The organism is Serratia sp. Nf2, assembly GCF_003028435.1.
Classification (GTDB): domain Bacteria; phylum Pseudomonadota; class Gammaproteobacteria; order Enterobacterales; family Enterobacteriaceae; genus Serratia; species Serratia marcescens_L.
In genome coordinates, this window is sequence record NZ_PYTW01000003.1 from 219,096 (window position 1) to 238,911 (window position 19,816).

The window sequence follows — 19,816 nt, forward strand, 5'->3', positions numbered from 1 at the left end:
CATGTGGCAAGCCGTTAGCCGTCTGTTAAGTGAACATCTTGGCAGCGCAGAGATACGCGAAAGGATTGAACTGCCCGGGGGCGACATTCACCCGGCGTGGCGCGTGAGTTACGGTGACAACGAGGTGTTCGTGAAATGCGACGCCCGTGAACAACTGCCGATATTCACCGCCGAGGCCGATCAGCTGGCGTTGCTGGCGCGCAGCAAAAGCGTGCGGGTGCCGGAAGTGTACGGCGTCGGCAGCGATCGCGACTACAGCTTCCTGCTGCTGGAGTATCAGCAGCTGAAACCCCTCGACGCCCACGGCGCCTACTGCCTGGGCCAGCAGCTGGCGCACCTGCACCAGTGGAGCGAGCAACCGCAGTTCGGTCTCGACTTCGACAGCGATCTGACCACCACCCCGCAACCCAATGCCTGGCAGCGCCGCTGGTCGGAATTCTTCGCTGAGCAGCGCATCGGCTGGCAGCTGCAGCTGGCGGCGGAGAAAGGCATGACCTTCGGTGACATCGACGACATCGTCGATCGGGTGTATCTGCGCTTGCAGCACCACCAGCCGCAGCCTTCCCTGCTGCACGGCAACCTGTGGCCGGGCAACTGCGCGATGACCGCCCACGGGCCGATTCTGTTCGACCCGGCCAGTTACTGGGGCGACCGAGAGTGCGATTTGGCGATGCTGCCGCTGTATCCGGAACTGCCGCCGCAGATCTACGACGGCTATCAGAGCGTGTGGCCGCTGGGTGCCGGGTTTATCGAGCGCCAGCCGCTGTATCAGCTGTACTACCTGCTCAACCGCAGCAACCTGTTCGGCGGCCAGCATCTGGTGGCTGCGCAACGCGCGGTGGAAGCGCTGTTGCAACCCGAGGCGTCGTAACGTTCCGGGGCGCCGCTCGGCGCCCCGTTCATGGCTCAGGCCGCGCCGGCCAATTGCCCCAACAGGCGGATCACGAACCAGGCGATCACCGCAATCACGATCGGCAGGATATACAGCGGGAAATACTGCAGGAAGATGGTGTGGTGTGGCAGCGTGATGCGCGCCTCCAGCTGCTGGCGCGTGTGTCCTTCGCTGCCCTTGGCCTGCTCCAGGATCATCTGGTCTTCCAACCCTTCGCGGATGAACTTGACCTGGCGCGACATGCGCGCGCCGGAAGCCTGCAGCGCCAGCCCGACGAAGATCAGTATGTAGATGATGATGAACATCAGATTGGCGCCGCTGAACAGGCTTTTATCCACATCAGGCACCGGCGAGTTGTACCAGAAAAGATTCAGGAACGGCGTATTGAAACGCACCATGTCCACCATCACATGGACAAAATCCAGCATCACCGCGTTGATGCCCTTGGTTTTTTCACTGTGTTGATAGACAAAGCCCAGCACGGAAATCAGCGTCGACAGCAACGCCGGAATAAAAACTACCCATCCCAGAATGCGTTTCAAAATGGCGATACGCCCGGCCTGTTGATACGTCATGTGTTCCCCTTGTTAGCGACGTAACCGAATCGGCTAAGTCTACCTGCAGTTGGCGAAACTCGCCCACCGTTTTCTTCATTCCCGCTGTGCTACAAGCTTAGCCGAATTCGCCGAAATCAACTGCTTAACGACGTTCGCGCACTATCATTGAAGAGATAACGTTATCCGTTAAGTCAGAGGCCGTCATGATTCGACTGATTATCTTATTGCTGGGCGCGCAGGCGCTGCACGGCCAGCGCCGCCTGCTGGTGCTGTTCGGTTGGCTGTGGATAGCCGCAGGGGCGCTGATGCTGTTCGACATCCTGCAGGATGGCCGGTCCGTACTGGCGCTGGATGCGCTGGCGATCATCCTGGCGCTGGAGGGGCTGGTGGCGATATCCGCCGCGCTGGTGATCGGCTCTTCGGCCAGCCGGCCGGTGCTGCTTAAGGGGCTGGGCTTCGTGTTTATGGCCTTTTTAATGTTGGACGTGCCCGCAGACGATAACATCGTCGCCACCGTGGTGTTTGGCAGCGCGCTGCTGCTCGACGGCGCCGTGCGCATCGCCTCCTCTACGGTGATTCAACACAGCCGATGGAAAACCGTGGCGCTGGCGGGCGGCGGCGAGATCCTGCTTTCGTTGATGATTTTTGTCGGCTGGCCGGCGCCGCATCGGATGACGGTGCCCTTTTGCCTCGGTGTAATGATGGTGCTTTCCGGCTGGGCTTTATTGCGTATCGCCCGGAGACTGACAAGCTTTTCTCTGAATCAGCACCCAACCCGGCAGCCTCCGCACCCGGCGGATGAGGCTGCGCCGCTCACGGTGTATGTCTGGACACCGATTGGTGCGGCTAAAGATCCGCGTCGGCGTTACATCGTCGACCGATACATCGCGGCGGTCGACGACGGTGGCAATATCTCCACCGGTCATGCCGCCCTGGCGCTTGCGCCGGATGTGTATATCAGTCACTACCCCCTCAACGACATCAGCCATTCCGTTCAGGATTTCCGCCAGTTGTTGCATGCCGGCGAACAGAACAACGTCGACGGACGTTTCCTGCCCGACCTGTCGGGCGAGATCGCCGCCTGGTGCCCCCCGGACAAGAAAATTCAGTTCTATCGCTATAACCCGGTGGCGCTGCGCGCATTCTGGTTGCGGTATCGGCAGGACGCAACTTACAACCTGACCCGGCGCAACTGTTCCACCACGGTCATCGGCGCGCTCGACAGTGCGCTGGAGGGCGTGCTGGGCGATAAACATCTGTGGCGCCGTTTTCTGTTACTGGTGCTGGATCCCAACCTGTGGATGCTGGCGGTACTGCGCAGCCGTGGCGAAAGCATGACCTGGACGCCGGGGTTGGTACTGGACTATGCGCGCATGTTGCAACAGGTCACCGAGCGTCAACACCAACGCTGGTGGCTAAAGTTGCGCGAGATGTGGAATATCCTTCGCTTTGGCAAAAGCCAAACGCGCAGGCAAAGATTTTAGTCTCGCCACCGGCGATGATAGAGTATCGGGCACATTCACCCGCGCCGGCAGGAGTTAACCGTTAATGGCTTATTCGCAACGCATTGAAACCGCAATTTTTGATATGGACGGCTTGTTGATCGATTCGGAACCGCTGTGGCTGCAGGCCGAGCTGGATATCTTCGGCGCGTTGGGTCTGGATCTGTCCGATCGCCACAAACTGCCGGACACCCTGGGGCTGCGCATCGATCTGGTGGTGAAGATGTGGTACCAGGCGATGCCCTGGCAAGGGGTTTCGCTCGATGAGGTGTCGGCGCGGATTATCGAGCGCGCCATCGAGCTGGTGCACGAGACACGCCCGCTGCTGCCGGGCGTCCGCCAGGCGCTGGAGCTATGCCGCGAGCAGGGGCTGAATATCGGCCTCGCCTCCGCCTCGCCGCTGCACATGCAACAGCAGGTGCTGAAGATGTTCGATCTTGAGGGCTACTTCGATCAGCTGGTTTCCGCCGAATACCTGCCGTACAGCAAACCGCACCCGGAGGTCTACCTGATCGCCGCCGAACGGCTGGGCAGCGATCCGCTGCGCTGCATCACGCTGGAAGACTCCTTTAACGGCATGATCGCCACCAAGGCCGCGCGCATGCGTTCCATCGTGATCCCGGCCGCCGAATACCGCCACGATCCGCGCTGGGCGTTGGCGGACCACCAGTTGGAGACCCTGGAACAGCTCACCCCCGCCCATTTTGCCTGACCTGCGGCGTCGGCCACCGGCGCCCTAGCTTTGCGGCTCTACGGCATAAAAGGGATCCGTGCTGCAAAACAAACGAAACAGTGTTTCATTATTATTGAATTGGCATGCTGTTGTTATTATGCTGGGCGGCAGGGAAAGCGACGGCCCGCGTAGCGTTGTCACTGCCACGCAGCGCTCTTCGCGGCCGCCGCTTCCTCCCGCCGCCGCACACTGAAAACCGCCTTCGTTTCTCTCCGTTCTGCACCGCCTATCGCCCGCTTTTTATTCTCACCCGTCAAAATCGATGATTTGTTACGCATTGCCGTAACAAGCCGTTGTAAAACCGGGAAAAATAAACAATTGGTTACAGGGTAACTGCTTCCACTACTGGGAATTTTCCCATATACTGGATAAATTAACAGTTTACCAGCCGGAATCGCAACAGCATGACCGCGGAAGGACATCTTATTTTCTCTGTCGCTTGCGCGATCTTCGCCAAGAAGGCGGAAGTCACGCCAGAGCTGGCTACCGGCGACTGGTGGCACATCATACCCGCCGCGCTGCTGACCTCGTTGCTGCCGGACATCGATCACCCTAAATCGCTGTTGGGTCAGCGTCTGCGCTGGATTGCCCTGCCCATCGCCCGCGCCTTCGGCCACCGCGGCTTCACCCATAGCCTGCTGGCGATCGCCGGCGGCATGGCGCTGTTCCAACTGGACGTGCCGCGCAGCTGGCCGATCCCGGCCGACGCGCTGCACGCCATGATCATCGGTTACTTCAGCCATCTGCTGGCCGATATGCTCACTCCCGCCGGCGTTCCGCTGCTGTGGCCATGCCGCTGGCGTTTTCGCCTGCCGCTGCTCAACTCGCAAAAAGGCAATCAGCTCGAGCGCGTGCTGTGCCTGTGCCTGGTGGCGTTTGCCATCTGTTGGCAAGGTGATTTCACCCTGCCGGTGCAATCCTATGTCGAGCAAATCAGAAATATTAGACTCTGATCACAAAAATCCGCTCAACTCATCACCTTCATGTATATAAAACGAACAAAAACACACAAAAAGCTATATCAAATTCCATTTGGATATAAGTAGGCCACTCGGCAAACTGTTACGATATTTACATCGCGACATACGTGATGCGTAGTCGTTTTTATAAGAAAGATTATTGGAGACATTGGGGATGAATCTTCCGCTCGTGATTAACGTGCTGGTGTTTGTCGCGCTCCTGTTGCTGTTGGCGCAAACCCGCCACAAGCAATGGAGCCTGGCGAAAAAAGTGCTGGTCGGCCTGGTGGTCGGCGTGGTGTTCGGCCTGGGCCTGCAGCTGGTGTACGGCGCCGACAACCCGGTACTGAAAGAATCCATCAGCTGGTTCAACATCGTCGGCAACGGCTATGTGCAACTGCTGCAAATGATCGTCATGCCGCTGGTGTTCGCCTCGATCCTGAGCGCGGTGGCCAAGCTGCACAACGCCTCTTCTCTGGGCAAAATCAGCGTCCTGACTATCGGTACGCTGCTGTTCACCACGCTGATCTCGGCGCTGGTGGGCGTGCTGGTCACCAACCTGTTCGGCCTGACCGCCGAAGGCCTGGTGCAGGGCGCGCAGGAAAGCGCGCGCCTGACGGCGATCCAGACCAACTACGTGGGTAAACTGGCCGACCTGACCGTGCCGCAGATGGTGCTGTCGTTCATTCCGAAAAACCCGTTCGCCGATCTGACCGGGGCCAGCCCGACGTCTATCATTAGCGTGGTGATTTTCGCCACCTTCCTCGGCGTGGCGTCGCTGCAGCTGCTGAAAGACGACAAGCCGAAAGGCGAGCGCGTGCTGGTCGCTATCGACACCCTGCAGGCCTGGGTGATGAAGCTGGTGCGCCTGGTCATGAAACTGACGCCGTACGGCGTGCTGGCGCTGATGACCAAAGTGGTCGCCGGTTCCAATATTCACGACATCGTCAAGCTCGGCAGCTTCGTGGTGGCCTCGTACATCGGCCTGGCCATCATGTTCGTGGTGCACGCTGTGCTGCTGGCCTTCACCGGCGTTAACCCGATGAAGTTCTTCCGCAAGGTGTGGCCGGTAATCACCTTCGCCTTCACCAGCCGCTCGAGCGCCGCCAGCATTCCATTGAACGTGGAAGCGCAGACCCGCCGCCTGGGCGTGCCGGAATCCATCGCCAGCTTCTCGGCGTCGTTCGGCGCCACCATCGGTCAGAACGGCTGTGCGGGCCTCTACCCGGCGATGCTGGCGGTGATGGTTGCGCCGACCGTCGGCATCAACCCGCTGGATCCGGTGTGGATCGCCACCCTGGTCGGCATCGTCACCATCAGCTCCGCCGGCGTAGCGGGCGTGGGCGGCGGCGCCACCTTCGCCGCACTGATCGTGCTGCCGGCGATGGGCCTACCGGTGACGCTGGTCGCGCTGCTGATCTCGGTCGAACCGCTGATCGACATGGGCCGTACCGCGCTGAACGTCAACGGCTCCATGGCGGCGGGCACCATCACCAGCCAGCTGATGAAACAAACCGACAAAGCCGTGATGGACAGCGAAGACGAAGTCGAATTGGCTCACCGTTAACGCCGTCTCAAAACGAAAAACCGGGGATTATCCCCGGTTTTTTTATGCCCCGTGTTCGGTCGTTACGGCCGCTCGCCGTTCGCCAGCCGCCGGTTGATGTCGGCGATCACGCCCGGCAATTGCGCCAGCGTGTCTATCACATAGTGCGCGCCCGCCGCGTACAGTTTATCGGTGGCCGCCGTGCGGCGCTGCTCGATCTCTGCCGCCGCCATCCGGCGATACTCCTGCCAGGTCGCGCCGAACTCGTTGCCGGACAGCGCCAATCCGACGCTCCACATTCCGGCGTTCAGCCCTTCATGAATGCCCGGCACCGCGTCATCCACCTTCACGCAGTGCGCCACCGCATCGATGCCCAGCGCGATCGCATTCTGCAGTGCCATCCACGGCCCTGGCCGCCCGCCGGCCGCGAGATCGTCAGTGGCAACCCAGTAATCCGGCGCGTAGCCGCGCTGCGCGGCGGCGGGCACCAGCACCTCCATCACCGCACGCGGATAACCGGAGCAGGAGCCGATTTTAATGCCCTGTTCGCGCAGCCCGGCAATCACCTGCGGCACGCCCTCGATGGGATCGGCGAAATCGATCACTTTGGCGATTTGCAGCGGCATAAACGCCTGATACAGCGCGTCGATGTCCTGATGGCTCATAGAGCGGCCCAGCTTCTGCCGCCAGCGCGCGTCGACCGCCGGCAGCTTGCCCAGCGCCTCGATGTGCTGCCATTTGCCCAGCCCCATCGGAATACGCGCTTCCGCCAGGCTGATGTCGATATCGAAGGTTTGCTTGAACGCCTCGACAAAAATCTGCGTTGGCGCAAAGGAACCGAAGTCCACCGTGGTGCCGGCCCAGTCGAGGATCACTGCGTTGATCTGTTTCATGGTCAATCCTTATTGATTCCAGTACATCGCCTGCCCGACGGCCGCCAGCAAACGTTCGATATCTTGCGGGTAAATTTCCCCGATGTTGCCGATACGGAAGCAATCGCTCTGCGACACTTTGCCGGGATAGATCACAAACCCTTGCTGCTTCAGGCGCTGATAAAATTCGGCGAAGCGATAAGTGTCGGCCTTAGGCGAATAGAACGCGGTGATGATCGGCGAATGCAACGCCTCATCGAGCAGAGTCTCAAAGCCCAGGTCGCGCATGCCCGCCACCAGCCGCCGCTGATTGGTTTGATATCGATGGTGGCGCGCGGCAATGCCGCCCTCTTGTTCCAGCTCTTTCAGCGCCTGCGCAAAGGCCAACACGGTGTGGGTCGGCGACGTGAAACGCCATTTGCCGGCCTGGTCTTCCATACAGCGCCACTGGGCATACAGATCCAGCGACAGCGAGCGTGAACGGCCGGCGCATTTCTCCAGCTCGCTGCGGCGGGCGATGACGAAAGCGAACCCCGGCACGCCCTGAATGCATTTGTTGGCGGAGCTGATCAGAAAATCGATGCCCAGCGCGTCCACATCCAGCGGGATGCCGCCGAAGCTGCTCATGGCATCGACGATAAAGGTCTTGCCGTTGCGCGCCGCCAGGCCGGCGACCTTCTGCAGCGGGTTGAGCATGCCGGTGGTGGTTTCGCAGTGCACCATGGCGATATGGCTGATACGCGCATCGCTTTTCAGCACCGCCTCCATCGCCGCCACGTCCGGCTCATTCACCTCACCGCAGTCGAAAGCGTGGTGGTCGATATCCATCAGCCGCGCCATTTCGATCATCCGCGCCCCGTAGGCGCCGTTGTTGACGATCAGCAGCTTGTCCTGCGGGCCGATGGCCGTGCCCAGCACGCCTTCCACCGCAAAACTGCCGCTGCCCTGCAGCAACACCGAGGTGTAGCCGGCGGACGGCGTCGCCAGCGCCACCAACTGCTGGCGGATGCTTTGCACCACGCCCAGGTTGTAATCTTCATCCCAGGTGCAGCTGTCGAACAGCATCGCCTGTTTTACCGTTTTCGACGTGGTCAACGGGCCGGGTGTCAACAGCAGGTAGTTACGATCGGACATGTTATTCACCTATTTGGTCTATACCAGATTGCGGGCATTGTGGCGGCAAATTCCTTCCCCGGTCAAACGACAAAGCGCGGTGAAACAAAAAATTCATCTGGCTATGTATAATAAGCGCGTGCCGGAATGTCGGGCCGATGCCATAGCGAGATGAAATGAAAGAACATCAGGGCGATATGCCCCACTACCTGCAGATCAAGGATCAGCTTCAGGCGCGCATCACCCGCGGCGCGCTGCAGGCGGGCGACAAGCTGCCTTCGGAGCGCGAGCTGTGCGCCATCTTCTCCACCACCCGCGTCACCATTCGCGAGAGCCTGGCGCAGCTGGAGGCCACCGGCGCCATCTACCGCGCCGATCGCCGCGGCTGGTTCGTCACGCCGGAACGGCTGTGGCTGGATCCGACGCAGAACACCAACTTCCACCGCCTCTGCCAGGAGCAGGGCCGCACGCCGCGCACCGCGCTGCTGTCCGGCGAAAAAACCACGGTGCCGCTCGACGTGATGCAGCCGCTGGCGCTCGAACCGTTCGATCAGGTGTATCTGCTACGCCGCGTGCGCTACGCCGACGGCCGCGCTATCTGCTATTGCGAAAACCACTGCCTGCCGCAGCGGGTGCCGGAACTGCTCAGCCACGATCTCAACGGCAGCCTGACCGAGGTCTATCAACAGCATTACGCGTTGATTTACAGCAACATGCATCTGTCGTTCTATCCGACGGCCCTGCCTTACCGCGCCGCCAACGCGCTCGGCGCCATGGTCGGCCTGCCCGCCTTGTTGCTGCGCCGGTTGAATTACGATCAGCACGGCCGCATTCTCGATTTCGATATCGAATACTGGCGCCACGACAGCCTGCGCATCGAAGTCGATACGCTTTAACCCCCAGCATGACGGGGCTGCACCTGCCGCCCCCTTTTCTCTCCCACGCCCAATCCTCGTTGCCGGCAAATATATTTTGCCGCTTTCATTTGTTTGTCATATTCGTCGATTAGCTTGACCGCATATCTGGTGTATACCAGTTTCGCATTAACCCGCAACAGTGAGGCTGAAGCTATGAAACTTTCTCGTCTGGTCGTGATGACTGCCATCGCACTCGGCGCCGCGCCGGCCTGGGCCGCCGACGCGGTGGTGACCGTCTACTCCGCCGATGGGCTGCACGACGGCGATCACAGCTGGTATCAAACCCAGTTCGACGCCTTCACTCAGGCAACCGGCATCAAGGTGCAGTACGTCGAAGGCGGTTCCGGCGCCATCGTCGAGCGGCTGTCGAAAGAGCGCAGCAACCCGCAGGCCGACGTGCTGGTGACGCTGCCGCCGTTCATCCAGCGCGCCGCCGCGGAAAAACTGCTGCAGGATTTCACCCCGCAGGATGCGGCGCAGATCGCCGACGCCCAGCCGCAGTTCGTGCCGCTGGTGAACAACTACCTGAGCTTCATCTATAACGCCAAGCTGTTGCCGCAGGCGCCCGCCAGCTATCAACAGCTGCTGGACGCGCAGTTCCGCAACAAGCTGCAGTACTCCACGCCGGGCCAGGCGGGTGACGGCACCGCAGTGATGCTGCAGGCGTTTCACAGCTTCGGCAGCAAAGACGCCGGTTTCGACTACCTCGGCAAGCTGCAAAGCAACAACGTCGGCCCTTCGGCCTCCACCGGCAAGCTGACCGCGCTGGTCAATAAAGGCGAGCTGCTGGTAGCCAACGGCGATCTGCAGATGAACCTGGCGCAGATGCGCAGCAACCCGAACGTGAAGGTGTTCTGGCCGGCCGGGCCGGACGGCAAGCGCAGCACGCTGGTGCTGCCTTACTATGTCGGCCTGGTGCAAGGCGCGCCGCAAAGCGCCAACGGCAAAAAGCTGATCGACTTCCTGTTGAGCAAAGAAGCGCAGAGCAGCGTCAGCGCCATTTCCTACGGCATGCCGGTGCGTAAGGACGTCACCCCGACCGACGATAACTTCACGCAGTCGCAGGCGGTGCTGAAAGGCGTGGACATCTGGGCGCCGGACTGGAATCAGGTGGTGAACAGCCTGTCCGCCGATATCTCCCGCTGGCACCAGGTGACCGAATGACGCTGACGATGCCTTCTACCCTCTCTTCCCGCGCCGAGGCGCGGGATAGCAGCCAGGACATCGCCGGGCCGTCGGGCATTCAGCTCGACCGCGTCAGCGTGTCGTACCGCGGCACCGAGGTGCTGAAACCCCTGACGCTCACCATCGCCCCCGGCGAAGTGCTGGCGCTGATCGGCCCCTCCGGTTCGGGCAAAACCACCGTGCTGCGGGCGATCGCCGGCTTCGTGCAGCCCTCCGCCGGGCGTATTGCCATCGGTGACGTCGATGTCACCGACGTGCCGCCTTATGAGCGCGGTCTGGGCATGGTGGTACAGAACTACGCGCTGTTTCCGCATATGCGCGTCGAAGACAATGTGGCGTTCGGCCTGCGCGCGCAGGGCAAGCCGCGCGGCCTCACCGCCGAACGCGTCGACGAGGCGTTGGCCATCGTCGGCATGTCCGCCTACGCCAAGCGCTATCCCAGCCAGCTCTCCGGTGGCCAACAGCAGCGCGTGGCGATCGCCCGCGCCATCGCGGTGCGCCCCAAAGTCTTGCTGCTGGATGAACCGCTGTCGGCGCTGGACGCGCAAATTCGCCACAGCATGGTGGAGGAGATCGCCCGCCTGCACCGCGAGCTGCCTGACCTGACCATCCTGTACGTCACCCACGATCAGGGCGAAGCGCTGACGCTGGCGGACAAGATTGGCATCATGCGCGACGGCCACCTGATCGCCCACGGCGAGACCCGCGCGCTGTACCATCATCCCACGAACCGCTTCGCCGCCGAGTTCCTCGGCCGCGCCAACCTGCTGCCGGCCACCGCGCTGGAGACCACTACCGGGCAAGGCATGACCACCGTCAGCTGCGCCGGCAAAGTGATCGGCTGCTTTACCTATGGCGCACAACGCGGTTTCGACAAACTGCTGTGTATTCGGCCGCAGCATATCGCGCTCGATGCCGACGCCCAGCGCAGCAACTGCCTCATCGGCACACTGCGCGATATTCACTGGCAGGGGGAATTGACGCACCTGCAGTTCGACGCGCAAGGCCATCCGCTGCGCGTGGTCACCACCCATCGCAACCGGATGCCGCAAATTGGCGAGCGTGTGCCGCTCTATTTCGCCCCCGATGACGCGGTACTGATCGAGGACTGACATGACTGACTCTACGCTTATTCGCCCAGCTCAGCGGCTGCGCTTGCCGCGCCGCCTGTGGGTCCTGCTGCCGCTGCTGGTGCTGGCGACGCTGTTTTTCTATCCGCTGGCGCTGATCGTCAAACAGGTGTTTACCGACGATCAGGGGCTGTTCAGCGCCGCCACGCTGCAACAGGTGTTCGAATCCCGACGCTTTGTCGGCGCCCTGCTCAACACGCTGCAGATTGCGCTGCTGGCGACGCTGGGCTGCCTGGTGCTCGGCACCCTGCTGTCCCTGCTGCTGGTGTTCACGCCGTTCCCCGGCAGCCGCCTGATCGCCCAGGTGATCGATACCTTTATCGCCATGCCGACCTTCCTGATCACGCTGGCCTTCACCTTTATCTACGGCTCCGCCGGCCTGCTGAACGGTACGCTGATGGCGGCCTTCGGTTTTACTCTGCCGCCGGTGGACTTTCTTTACTCCATCTGGGGCGTGATCCTGGCGGAAATCACCGTGTTTACGCCGCTGGTGATGCGCCCGCTGATGGCGGCGCTGTCGCAGATCGATCGCAGCCAGCTCGAAGCCGCCAGCATCCTCGGCGCCCGGCCGGGGCGCGTGGTGCGCCAGGTGATTTTGCCCGCCGCGCTGCCGGCCTTGCTGGCCGGCGGCAGCCTGTGTTTGCTGTTGACCACCAATGAATTCGGCATCGTGCTGTTTATCGGCGCCAAGGGGGTCGCCACGCTGCCGATGATGGTCTACGCCAAAGCGATTCTGGAATCGGATTACGCCGTCGCCTGCACGATCGCCGTCGTGAATATCGCGCTGTCGCTCGGGCTGTTCTCCCTTTACCGCTACGCCGCGGCGCGCGCCGGGCAGAGGAACTGACGATGTTGATTTGGTCTCGCACCGGCCGCACCCTGACCTGCACGCTGGCGGTCACGCTGTTCGCCCTGTTCTTCTGCCTGCCGTTGGCGGTGATCCTGATGTCCAGCCTGAGCGAACAGTGGAACGGCGTGCTGCCGAGCGGCTTCACCCTCAGCCATTTCCGTCAGGCCTTCAGCGGCGCCTCCTGGGACGCGCTGGTCGCCAGCCTGGCTATCGGTTTCAGCGCCAGCCTGTTCGCGTTATTGTGCGGTACCTGGGCGGCGCTGGCGCTGCGCCACTATCAGGGGCGCGGCCAACGGCTACTGAGCACGCTGTTTTTCATTCCCAGCGCGGTGCCTTCGGTCTCTATCGGTCTGGGGATGCTGGTGGCGTTCAGCCAGGGGACGCTGCAGATGAACGGCACCTTCCTGATCGTGCCCGTCGCCCACTTCGTGCTGATTTCTGCCTTCACCTTCGGCAACGTGATGGCCGGGCTGACCCGGCTGCCTGGCGATTACGAAAACGTCGCCGCCAGCCTGGGCGCTTCGCCGTTGTTTCGCCTGCGTCACGTCACCCTGCCGATGATCGCTCCCTATATGATCTCCGCCTTCGCTCTCAGCCTGTCGCTGTCAATGGGTGAACTGGGTGCGACCATGATGATCTACCCACCGAGCTGGGCGACGCTGCCGGTCACTATCTTCAGCCTGACCGATCGCGGCAGCATCGCCAACGGCGCGACGCTGACCATGATCCTGGTGGCGGCCACGTTGCTGCTGATGTTAGTGCTGGAGCGGATTGCGCAGCGGCTGACGCCGGGCGCAAAATAGCAAAAAGGCGCTGCCATGGCAGCGCCTTGTTCATCGAAGCGAAGGGTCAGAACGGGTAGTCGTGATAGCCCTGCTGTTCACTGATGCGCCGGGCGGCGACGTGCAGCAGCGCCACATACTCCTCCCGCGCCGCTTCGGAAAAGCGCAGCGTCGGGAAAGAAATGCTCAGCCCGGCGATCGCCACCCCGAACCGATCGAACACTGGCACCGCGATGCAGCGGATCCCCACTTCCTGTTCCTCGGCATCTTCGCCGTATCCCTGCTCACGCACCCGCTCCAGCACCGGCAGCAGTTCGGCGGCGCTGGTCAGGGTATGCTCGGTGCTGCGGGTAAATTCAATCTGCGACAGGATCTGCGCCACCTCATCCCGATCGCGCCAGGCCAGCAGCACTTTACCGATGGCGGTGCTGTGCAGCGGATTACGGCGACCGATACGCGAATACATGCGCAGGTTGTACATCGCGTCGATCTTGTGGATATAGACGATACCGTCCTCGTCCAAGGCGCCGAGGTGGATGGTTTCGCGGGTGCGGTTCGACAGCTCGCGCATCTGCACGTCAGCGCTGCGGATCAGATCGACGTTCTGCAGCGATTTGGCGCCCAGCTCGAACAGCTTGAGCGTCAGCGCGTATTTTTCCGTTTCGCCTTCCTGCGAGACGTATCCCAGCGCTTTCATGGTCTGCAAAAAGCGGTAAACGGTGCTTTTGGACATCATCACCCGCTGGGACAGTTCGGTAATGCCAATTTCGCGCTCATCGCCGAGCGCCTGCAAAATGCCGAACACTTTCATCACGGATGAGACGGCATCCGGTTGCTTGTCTGAATCTGCGTTAGCCATGGTGAATACCCTACTTAACGGTTTTGTTTCAGGAAATTTAAACAAGGGTTTCAGTATAATCGGAACAGATCGCGGCGCGCAACGCGGCCGAACGCTAAGCGATTGAAGCCAAATGGATAACCACAGCTCCGCTCACCGCCGTTTACAATTAAGCGGACACGAGGCATGCAATCACGGGCAAATATGATTAGCATGATAATACTCCCCTGAATAAATACCGCTGAGACCCACATGCGTCCTTGTTCCGACGGCCTCCCCGTCCCGCAACGCTATGGGGCGATCCTCGCCATCGCCCTTGGCATTACCGTATCCGTGCTCGATGGCGCGATAGCCAACGTGGCGCTGCCCACCATCGCGCGCGATCTCAACGCCAGCCCGGCCAGCTCCATTTGGGTGGTTAACGCCTATCAGTTGGCGATCACCGTGTCTCTGTTGTCGCTGGCGTCGCTCGGCGATCTGATCGGCTATCGCCGCATCTATCTGGCCGGGCTGCTGGTGTTCAGCATCACCTCGCTGTTCTGCGCCCTGTCCGACTCGCTGCTCACGCTGACCATCGCCCGCGTGCTGCAAGGCTTTGGCGCCGCCGCCATCATGAGCGTCAACACCGCGCTGATCCGCATCATCTACCCGCAGCGTTTTCTCGGCCGCGGCATGGGCATCAACTCGCTGATCGTCGCTTGCTCCTCAGCGGCCGGGCCAACGGTGGCGGCGGCGATCCTGTCGGTCGCATCCTGGCAATGGCTGTTCGCCATCAACCTGCCGATCGGTATCGTCGCACTGCTGCTGGGGATGAAATTCCTGCCGGCCAACGGCCAAAAAAGCGATAACCGCCGTTTCGATCCCACCAGCGCCGTGTTGAACGCGTTGACTTTCGGCCTGCTGATCACCGCCATCAGCGGCTTCGCTCAGGGCCAGAGCCTGACGCTGATCTTCAGCGAGATCGCCGCGCTGCTGGCGATTGGCGCGGTGTTCGTGCGCCGCCAGCTGCGTCAGGAATTTCCGCTGCTGCCGGTCGACCTGCTGCGTATCCCCATTTTCGCCCTGTCGATGGGCACCTCAATCTGCTCGTTCGCCGCGCAAATGCTGGCGATGGTGTCGCTACCGTTTTTCCTGCAAAGCGCATTGGGCCGCGACGAAGTGGCTACCGGGCTGCTGTTGACGCCGTGGCCGCTGGCGATCGTGGTGATGGCGCCGATCGCCGGCCTGCTGGTGGAACGCGTGCACGCCGGCCTGCTGGGCTGCATTGGGCTGGCGGTGTTCGCGCTCGGGCTGTTCTCGCTGGCGCTGCTGCCTGCAGATCCGTCAAATGGGGACATCATCTGGCGCATGGTGCTGTGCGGCGCCGGTTTCGGCCTGTTCCAGTCGCCCAACAATCACACCATCATCTCCGCCGCGCCACGCAACCGCAGCGGCGGCGCCAGCGGCATGCTGGGTACCGCCCGCCTGTTGGGGCAAACCTCGGGGGCTGCGCTGGTGGCGCTGATGTTCAACCTGTTCCCCACCTCCGGCACCCACGCTTCGCTGATCCTGGCCGGCGTGTTCGCCACCCTGGCGGCGGCGGTCAGCAGCCTGCGCATCACCCAATCGACGTCGCAAACGGCGCAGCCGAGCCGCGAGGTGAAATAGCGGCCATAGAAACAGCCGAAACCCCATCGATTCTAAAGCTGGCGGTTCCAGCAATGCGGCCGGCCTGAATCACGCTGCGCCAGGTGTGATACGCTTGGCGTCAGTCGCCGCTCCTCAAAGGGCTGCGGCCTTGTTGCAAACACGCTAAATAGGCATCGTCATCCGGATACCAGCCAACAATGTGTTGGCCGTCGTTATCCTCCCCCTCAAAGGCCTTCAGCAGGTATGAAGCGAACATGCGCGTGATCGGTTCAGCGGACTGCGCGCTGTCGATTCGACAGTCGCAGCGCGTCTCTCCGTCAACCTGAACGAAGTTCTGCAATGAGGCGAGACATCGCGCGTCGAGATCGCCATGTACATGGATAAATTCCCCCGTTTCTACCAGGGTGAGCACGGCCAGACTTCCCCCCACCACAAACGCGCCGTCGTTTCCAGAGCTGCAATAGGCATGGCGTATGCGGGCATCGTCACGCACGAGCAGCTCGCCCAAACAAATCAGCGTATCCGACTGCAGCCGCCCCAGCACAATGATGCCGCCATCCTCTCGCTGGGGTGACACCGCCATGCACCCCTCTACGATCAAATTTCCCTCTACGACCAGATAATCGTAATCGTGCCTATCGTCCTCGTCTGGGAAAAACGATGGGAGGTGCAGGTCGCCTGAATGCCAGCGTATAGCTGGCTGTTCAGAATCGTAACCATTCCGGTTTAACAACGCCGCAGACGCATCGGCGACGCCGCCCGCCAATATGGTAAGGCGCGCCAGCGCCTCATCACAGCCGAGCAAGGGAAGAGCGTTGATTTTCATAGGGCCTCAGGGACAGACGTTATGGTGCCAAAGCATATAGCATGAGCTTCCCAAACCAAGCAAGCGAAGGCGTCAGGCATGGTCGCCTGCAGCGGCTAGCGTACCGAGAGAGGCGGAAAGGCCGTATTCAAATCGCGAAATCTAACGATTGAATCAGCAACCTCCTCCTGAACAAGCGATTTCGTCATGCCGTAAAAAAACCCCGGCGAGCCGGGGTTTTTCATTTCATTCAGCCGATTACTTCAGGTACTGGCCGGAACGCAGCGCTTCGATACGCTTGTCGAGCGGCGGGTGCGACATGAACAGCTCGCTGAACGACTTGGATTTACCGTTGATGCAGAACGCCATCATGCTGCCCGCTTCCTGCGGTTCATAGCTGGTTTTCAGACGCTGCAAGGCGGCGATCATCTTCTCGCGGCCCACCAGTTTGGCGGAACCGGCGTCGGCGTAGAACTCGCGGTGACGCGAGAACCACATGGTGATGATGCTTGCCAGGATGCCGAACACCAGTTCCAGCACCATCGACACCGCAAAATAAATCATCGGGTTGCCGTTGCCTTCCCCTTCGCCGTCGCGGTTGCCCAGGAAGCCGGCGGCCACCTGCGCGATCAGGCGCGAAATGAAGATGACAAAGGTGTTCACGATGCCCTGAATCAGAGTCATGGTCACCATATCGCCGTTGGCGACGTGGCTGATTTCGTGCGCGATGACCGCTTCCGCTTCGTCGCGGCTCATGCTCTGCAGCAGGCCGGTGCTGACGGCGACCAGCGAGGCGTCGCGGCGTGCGCCGGTGGCGAAGGCGTTGATGTCCGGCGCGTGGTAGATAGCGACCTGCGGCATGGCGATGCCAGCCTGCTGCGACTGACGGCGCACCGTTTCCAGCAGCCAGTTTTCGGTTTCGTTACGCGGCTGTTCAATCACTTCCCCGCCGACGGAGCGCAGCGCCATCCACTTGGACATCAGCAACGACACGAAAGCGCCGCCGAAGCCGAACAGACCGGCCATGATCATCAGGCCCTGAACGCTACTGGATTGGATTCCTGTCAGGCTGAGCACCAGCCCGAAAACCAACATCACCGCCAGGTTGGTGAGCAGGAACAGAGCTATACGCATCATAAAATGTTTACTTCCTCATAAATGTTAACAAAACGCTGTCTAAGATACCCTAGATCGTATGGGCATTCGTCACAGTTTCAAGAGTCGCGCGTCATTAACCTACTAAAAATACGAAACTTTACAAAAACGACGCGCGACCGGGATTTGGCAAATTGTAAACGATTGTTGCGCAAGGCGGAGGGGTTTTTTACCCTAAATTTGTCAGGCGCTGCATAAGCCCACATCCCTTCACCCAGCAGAGAAGCCGGCCTTCGCATCGCCATAAAAAAACGCACCCTCGGGTGCGTTTTTCATTCTGCCGGACGCGGCCTTATTTGGCCGGCGTTGGCTGCTGAGCGGGCTGATCTTTTTCCAGATGAGCCAGGTCCAGCGCGATATGCACGGTTTCATCCAGGTACGGATCCGGCTCCTGGTAATCCTTCGGCAGATCGTCGAGCGATTTCAGCGGCTTCTTGCCCGCGCGCTCCAGGCGCTCGTTGATGCGTTTCAGACGGGTCGCATCATCATCGTGGTTCTCTTTCTCACGCACTGCCAGATTGAGGGACACGATGTTGCGTTTATCCTTCAGCGCCTTGTAATGCGCGATATCCTGCGCGATGTACTGGAACTCCGGATTCTGTGCGATGCGTTGCTGGTGATCTTTCAGCAGCTCCGGCTCGAACGGCGCCATATCGCCGGTCTTGCTGTAGGTCGCCGCATTGATGCTGTCCCACGGCATGGCGTTGTCTTCAAACGCTTCGCCGGTTTCCGCCGGATCGACGCCGGTCGGCATCAGAATGTCCGGGGTCACCCCTTTGCGCTGAGTGCTGCCGCCGTTGACGCGGTAGAACTTCTGAATGGTGTACTGCACCGACCCCAGCGCCGGCCACTCAGGGCGCAGCATCTGGTCGTAGATGCGGTTCAGCGAACGGTACTGCTGCACGGTGCCTTTACCGAAGGTCGGTTCGCCGACGATCAGCGCGCGACCGTAATCCTGCATCGCCGCCGCGAAGATCTCGGAGGCGGAGGCGCTGAAGCGATCGACCAGCACTACCAGCGGGCCTTTGTAGTAGGTCACGCCATCGGTGTCGGCGTCTTCACGTACTTTGCCGTTGTTGTCGCGCACCTGCACCACCGGGCCGCTCGGAATGAACAGGCCGGACAGCGACACCGCTTCGGTCAGCGCGCCGCCGCCGTTGGTGCGCAGATCGATGATCACGCTCTTGACGTTCTGCTTCGCCATCTTCTGCAGCTGCACTTTCACGTCATCGGTCAGACCGACGTAGAAGCCGGGGATATCGAACACCGCCACCTTCTCTTTGCCGACGGTCTTGATGGTCATTTTCACCGCGCGGTCTTCCAGGCGGATTCGCTCGCGAGTCAGGGTGACCACACGGGTTTTGGTACCCTTGCCGGCCGGCAGGATCTCCAGGCGCACCTTGCTGCCTTTCGGCCCTTTGATCAACGACACCACGTCGTCCAGGCGCCAGCCGATCACGTCCACCATCGGTTTGCCGGCCTGACCGACGCCGACGATGCGATCGCCCACGGTGATCGCCTTGCTCTTCGCCGCCGGGCCGCCCGGCACCATCGAGTTGATCAGGGTGTAGTCGTCATCCATCTGCAGCACTGCGCCGATGCCTTCCAGCGACAGGCTCATCTCGGTGTTGAACTGCTCGGTGTTGCGCGGAGACAGGTAGTTGGTATGCGGGTCGATTTCATGCGCAAAGGCATTCATCGCCAGCTGGAAGACGTCTTCGCTGTTGCTTTGCGTCAGACGCTTGATGGCGAACTGATAGCGCTTGGTCAGCGTGTCGCGGATTTCTTTGTCGGTCTTGCCGGTCAGCTTGAGGTTCAGCTCGTCATAGGTGACTTTCGCATCCCACAGGCTATCCAGCTCGGCCTTGTCTTTCGGCCACGGCGCTTTGCTGCGGTCGAGATCGATAGTGCCGTTGCCGGTGAAGTTCATCGGCTTGTCCAGCAACGACAACGCATAGGTGTAACGCTCAAAGCGGCGTTTCTGCGCCAGATTGAACAGCGCGTAGAAGGTGTCCAGCTTGCCGGTTTTCAGCTCTTCGCCAACCTGATTGCGTTTGCCGGCGAACTGCGCCACGTCGGAGGCCAGCAACACGTTATGGTTGTAGTCCAGCATGTTCAGGTAGCGATCGAAGATCTTGCCTGAGAACTCCGCGTCGAGGGCGAACTGGCGGTAATGAGAGCGAGTGAAGCGCGAGGTGACGCGCTCACTCACCGTAGCGTGCTGGGGTTCCTGTTGCAGTTGGGGCAGTTGACCGATGCGAATGTTGGCTGTTTCCGCGCCGTAACTGACACCCGCCCACAGCAGCCCTGCAATCGCTGTTAATCTGACGAATTTGTTCATGCCTGGGTTG

18 protein-coding genes are annotated in these 19,816 nt (G+C 60.9%); 11 read left to right on the plus strand and 7 right to left on the minus strand.

The annotated features are described in order from the left end of the window. Window position 1: 1 nt before the first annotated feature. Complete coding sequence (locus C9411_RS08840) at window positions 2–871, plus strand: fructosamine kinase family protein (protein WP_004931452.1); 870 nt, start codon at window positions 2–4, stop codon at window positions 869–871. Between the two features lie 35 nt (window positions 872–906). On the opposite strand, the gene C9411_RS08845 is transcribed toward C9411_RS08840, so the two are convergent. After that, window positions 907–1,467: a YniB family protein gene (locus tag C9411_RS08845; RefSeq protein ID WP_063989672.1), complete on the minus strand. Its 561-nt coding sequence runs from the start codon at window positions 1,465–1,467 to the stop codon at window positions 907–909. Between the two features lie 185 nt (window positions 1,468–1,652). Here C9411_RS08845 and C9411_RS08850 point away from each other — a divergent pair, with 185 nt between their 5' ends. The 4 genes from C9411_RS08850 to C9411_RS08865 all read left to right on the plus strand — a co-directional run bounded on the left by C9411_RS08850 (window position 1,653) and on the right by C9411_RS08865 (window position 6,210). Then, entirely contained in the window at window positions 1,653–2,933 is a 1,281-nt protein-coding gene (locus tag C9411_RS08850) for an HdeD family acid-resistance protein (RefSeq protein WP_107226891.1), read from the plus strand. Window positions 2,934–2,997: 64 nt separating this feature from the next. Beyond that, window positions 2,998–3,663 (plus strand): hexitol phosphatase HxpB, encoded by a 666-nt coding sequence (hxpB, locus tag C9411_RS08855; RefSeq protein WP_049198577.1) that lies wholly within the window; start codon window positions 2,998–3,000, stop codon window positions 3,661–3,663. A gap of 425 nt (window positions 3,664–4,088) precedes the next feature. Continuing rightward, a complete protein-coding gene (locus C9411_RS08860; RefSeq protein ID WP_107226892.1) occupies window positions 4,089–4,637 on the plus strand; it encodes a metal-dependent hydrolase in 549 nt (182 codons plus the stop codon). Between the two features lie 181 nt (window positions 4,638–4,818). Continuing rightward, entirely contained in the window at window positions 4,819–6,210 is a 1,392-nt protein-coding gene (locus C9411_RS08865; RefSeq protein ID WP_063989670.1) for an L-cystine transporter, read from the plus strand. Window positions 6,211–6,272: 62 nt separating this feature from the next. On the opposite strand, the gene phnX is transcribed toward C9411_RS08865, so the two are convergent. Both phnX and phnW read right to left on the minus strand, forming a co-directional pair. Then, window positions 6,273–7,082 (minus strand): phosphonoacetaldehyde hydrolase, encoded by an 810-nt coding sequence (gene phnX, locus C9411_RS08870; protein ID WP_063989669.1) that lies wholly within the window; start codon window positions 7,080–7,082, stop codon window positions 6,273–6,275. A 9-nt stretch (window positions 7,083–7,091) separates the two neighbouring features. Then, window positions 7,092–8,195: a 2-aminoethylphosphonate--pyruvate transaminase gene (gene phnW, locus C9411_RS08875; protein WP_063989668.1), complete on the minus strand. Its 1,104-nt coding sequence runs from the start codon at window positions 8,193–8,195 to the stop codon at window positions 7,092–7,094. Window positions 8,196–8,350: 155 nt separating this feature from the next. Between phnW and phnR the strand changes: the two genes are divergently transcribed. The 5 genes from phnR to C9411_RS08900 all read left to right on the plus strand — a co-directional run bounded on the left by phnR (window position 8,351) and on the right by C9411_RS08900 (window position 13,059). Continuing rightward, window positions 8,351–9,070: a phosphonate utilization transcriptional regulator PhnR gene (gene phnR, locus C9411_RS08880; protein WP_049198574.1), complete on the plus strand. Its 720-nt coding sequence runs from the start codon at window positions 8,351–8,353 to the stop codon at window positions 9,068–9,070. A 174-nt stretch (window positions 9,071–9,244) separates the two neighbouring features. After that, the gene (locus C9411_RS08885) at window positions 9,245–10,255 is read left to right on the plus strand and encodes a 2-aminoethylphosphonate ABC transporter substrate-binding protein (protein ID WP_107226894.1); all 1,011 of its coding nucleotides are present in this window, start codon (window positions 9,245–9,247) and stop codon (window positions 10,253–10,255) included. 8 nt (window positions 10,256–10,263) lie between these two features. Next, entirely contained in the window at window positions 10,264–11,388 is a 1,125-nt protein-coding gene (gene phnT / locus C9411_RS08890; RefSeq protein ID WP_233221896.1) for a 2-aminoethylphosphonate ABC transport system ATP-binding subunit PhnT, read from the plus strand. A 1-nt stretch (window position 11,389) separates the two neighbouring features. After that, window positions 11,390–12,253: a 2-aminoethylphosphonate ABC transporter permease subunit gene (gene phnU / locus C9411_RS08895; RefSeq protein WP_107226896.1), complete on the plus strand. Its 864-nt coding sequence runs from the start codon at window positions 11,390–11,392 to the stop codon at window positions 12,251–12,253. Between the two features lie 2 nt (window positions 12,254–12,255). After that, entirely contained in the window at window positions 12,256–13,059 is an 804-nt protein-coding gene (locus tag C9411_RS08900; RefSeq protein ID WP_063989665.1) for an ABC transporter permease, read from the plus strand. Window positions 13,060–13,105: 46 nt separating this feature from the next. Here C9411_RS08900 and kdgR read toward each other — a convergent pair whose 3' ends face one another. Next, on the minus strand, window positions 13,106–13,897 hold the full coding sequence (gene kdgR, locus C9411_RS08905) for a DNA-binding transcriptional regulator KdgR (RefSeq protein WP_107226897.1): 792 nt from the start codon (window positions 13,895–13,897) through the stop codon (window positions 13,106–13,108). 231 nt (window positions 13,898–14,128) lie between these two features. Between kdgR and C9411_RS08910 the strand changes: the two genes are divergently transcribed. Then, on the plus strand, window positions 14,129–15,523 hold the full coding sequence (locus C9411_RS08910) for an MFS transporter (protein WP_107226898.1): 1,395 nt from the start codon (window positions 14,129–14,131) through the stop codon (window positions 15,521–15,523). A 100-nt stretch (window positions 15,524–15,623) separates the two neighbouring features. On the opposite strand, the gene C9411_RS08915 is transcribed toward C9411_RS08910, so the two are convergent. From C9411_RS08915 to prc, 3 genes are all read right to left on the minus strand, one after another. Beyond that, on the minus strand, window positions 15,624–16,331 hold the full coding sequence (locus C9411_RS08915; protein ID WP_063989662.1) for a hypothetical protein: 708 nt from the start codon (window positions 16,329–16,331) through the stop codon (window positions 15,624–15,626). A 237-nt stretch (window positions 16,332–16,568) separates the two neighbouring features. Beyond that, window positions 16,569–17,447 carry a protease HtpX gene (gene htpX, locus C9411_RS08920; RefSeq protein WP_033638291.1) on the minus strand — a complete coding sequence of 293 codons (879 nt, stop codon included), beginning with the start codon at window positions 17,445–17,447 and terminating at the stop codon, window positions 16,569–16,571. Window positions 17,448–17,757: 310 nt separating this feature from the next. Further along, window positions 17,758–19,806, minus strand: a complete 2,049-nt coding sequence (gene prc, locus C9411_RS08925) for a carboxy terminal-processing peptidase (RefSeq protein ID WP_033642845.1) — start codon at window positions 19,804–19,806, stop codon at window positions 17,758–17,760. Window positions 19,807–19,816: the final 10 nt, after the last annotated feature.

Excerpts from the sequence above, each read along its gene's own strand:
- C9411_RS08840 (WP_004931452.1), top strand. The coding sequence starts at position 2 with ATGTGGCAAGCCGTTAGCCGTCTGTTAAGTGAACATCTTGGCAGCGCA.
- C9411_RS08845 (WP_063989672.1), bottom strand. The coding sequence starts at position 1,467 with ATGACGTATCAACAGGCCGGGCGTATCGCCATTTTGAAACGCATTCTG.
- C9411_RS08850 (WP_107226891.1), top strand. The coding sequence starts at position 1,653 with ATGATTCGACTGATTATCTTATTGCTGGGCGCGCAGGCGCTGCACGGC.
- hxpB (WP_049198577.1), top strand. The coding sequence starts at position 2,998 with ATGGCTTATTCGCAACGCATTGAAACCGCAATTTTTGATATGGACGGC.
- C9411_RS08860 (WP_107226892.1), top strand. The coding sequence starts at position 4,089 with ATGACCGCGGAAGGACATCTTATTTTCTCTGTCGCTTGCGCGATCTTC.
- C9411_RS08865 (WP_063989670.1), top strand. The coding sequence starts at position 4,819 with ATGAATCTTCCGCTCGTGATTAACGTGCTGGTGTTTGTCGCGCTCCTG.
- phnX (WP_063989669.1), bottom strand. The coding sequence starts at position 7,082 with ATGAAACAGATCAACGCAGTGATCCTCGACTGGGCCGGCACCACGGTG.
- phnW (WP_063989668.1), bottom strand. The coding sequence starts at position 8,195 with ATGTCCGATCGTAACTACCTGCTGTTGACACCCGGCCCGTTGACCACG.
- phnR (WP_049198574.1), top strand. The coding sequence starts at position 8,351 with ATGAAAGAACATCAGGGCGATATGCCCCACTACCTGCAGATCAAGGAT.
- C9411_RS08885 (WP_107226894.1), top strand. The coding sequence starts at position 9,245 with ATGAAACTTTCTCGTCTGGTCGTGATGACTGCCATCGCACTCGGCGCC.
- phnT (WP_233221896.1), top strand. The coding sequence starts at position 10,264 with ATGCCTTCTACCCTCTCTTCCCGCGCCGAGGCGCGGGATAGCAGCCAG.
- phnU (WP_107226896.1), top strand. The coding sequence starts at position 11,390 with ATGACTGACTCTACGCTTATTCGCCCAGCTCAGCGGCTGCGCTTGCCG.
- C9411_RS08900 (WP_063989665.1), top strand. The coding sequence starts at position 12,256 with ATGTTGATTTGGTCTCGCACCGGCCGCACCCTGACCTGCACGCTGGCG.
- kdgR (WP_107226897.1), bottom strand. The coding sequence starts at position 13,897 with ATGGCTAACGCAGATTCAGACAAGCAACCGGATGCCGTCTCATCCGTG.
- C9411_RS08910 (WP_107226898.1), top strand. The coding sequence starts at position 14,129 with ATGCGTCCTTGTTCCGACGGCCTCCCCGTCCCGCAACGCTATGGGGCG.
- C9411_RS08915 (WP_063989662.1), bottom strand. The coding sequence starts at position 16,331 with ATGAAAATCAACGCTCTTCCCTTGCTCGGCTGTGATGAGGCGCTGGCG.
- htpX (WP_033638291.1), bottom strand. The coding sequence starts at position 17,447 with ATGATGCGTATAGCTCTGTTCCTGCTCACCAACCTGGCGGTGATGTTG.
- prc (WP_033642845.1), bottom strand. The coding sequence starts at position 19,806 with ATGAACAAATTCGTCAGATTAACAGCGATTGCAGGGCTGCTGTGGGCG.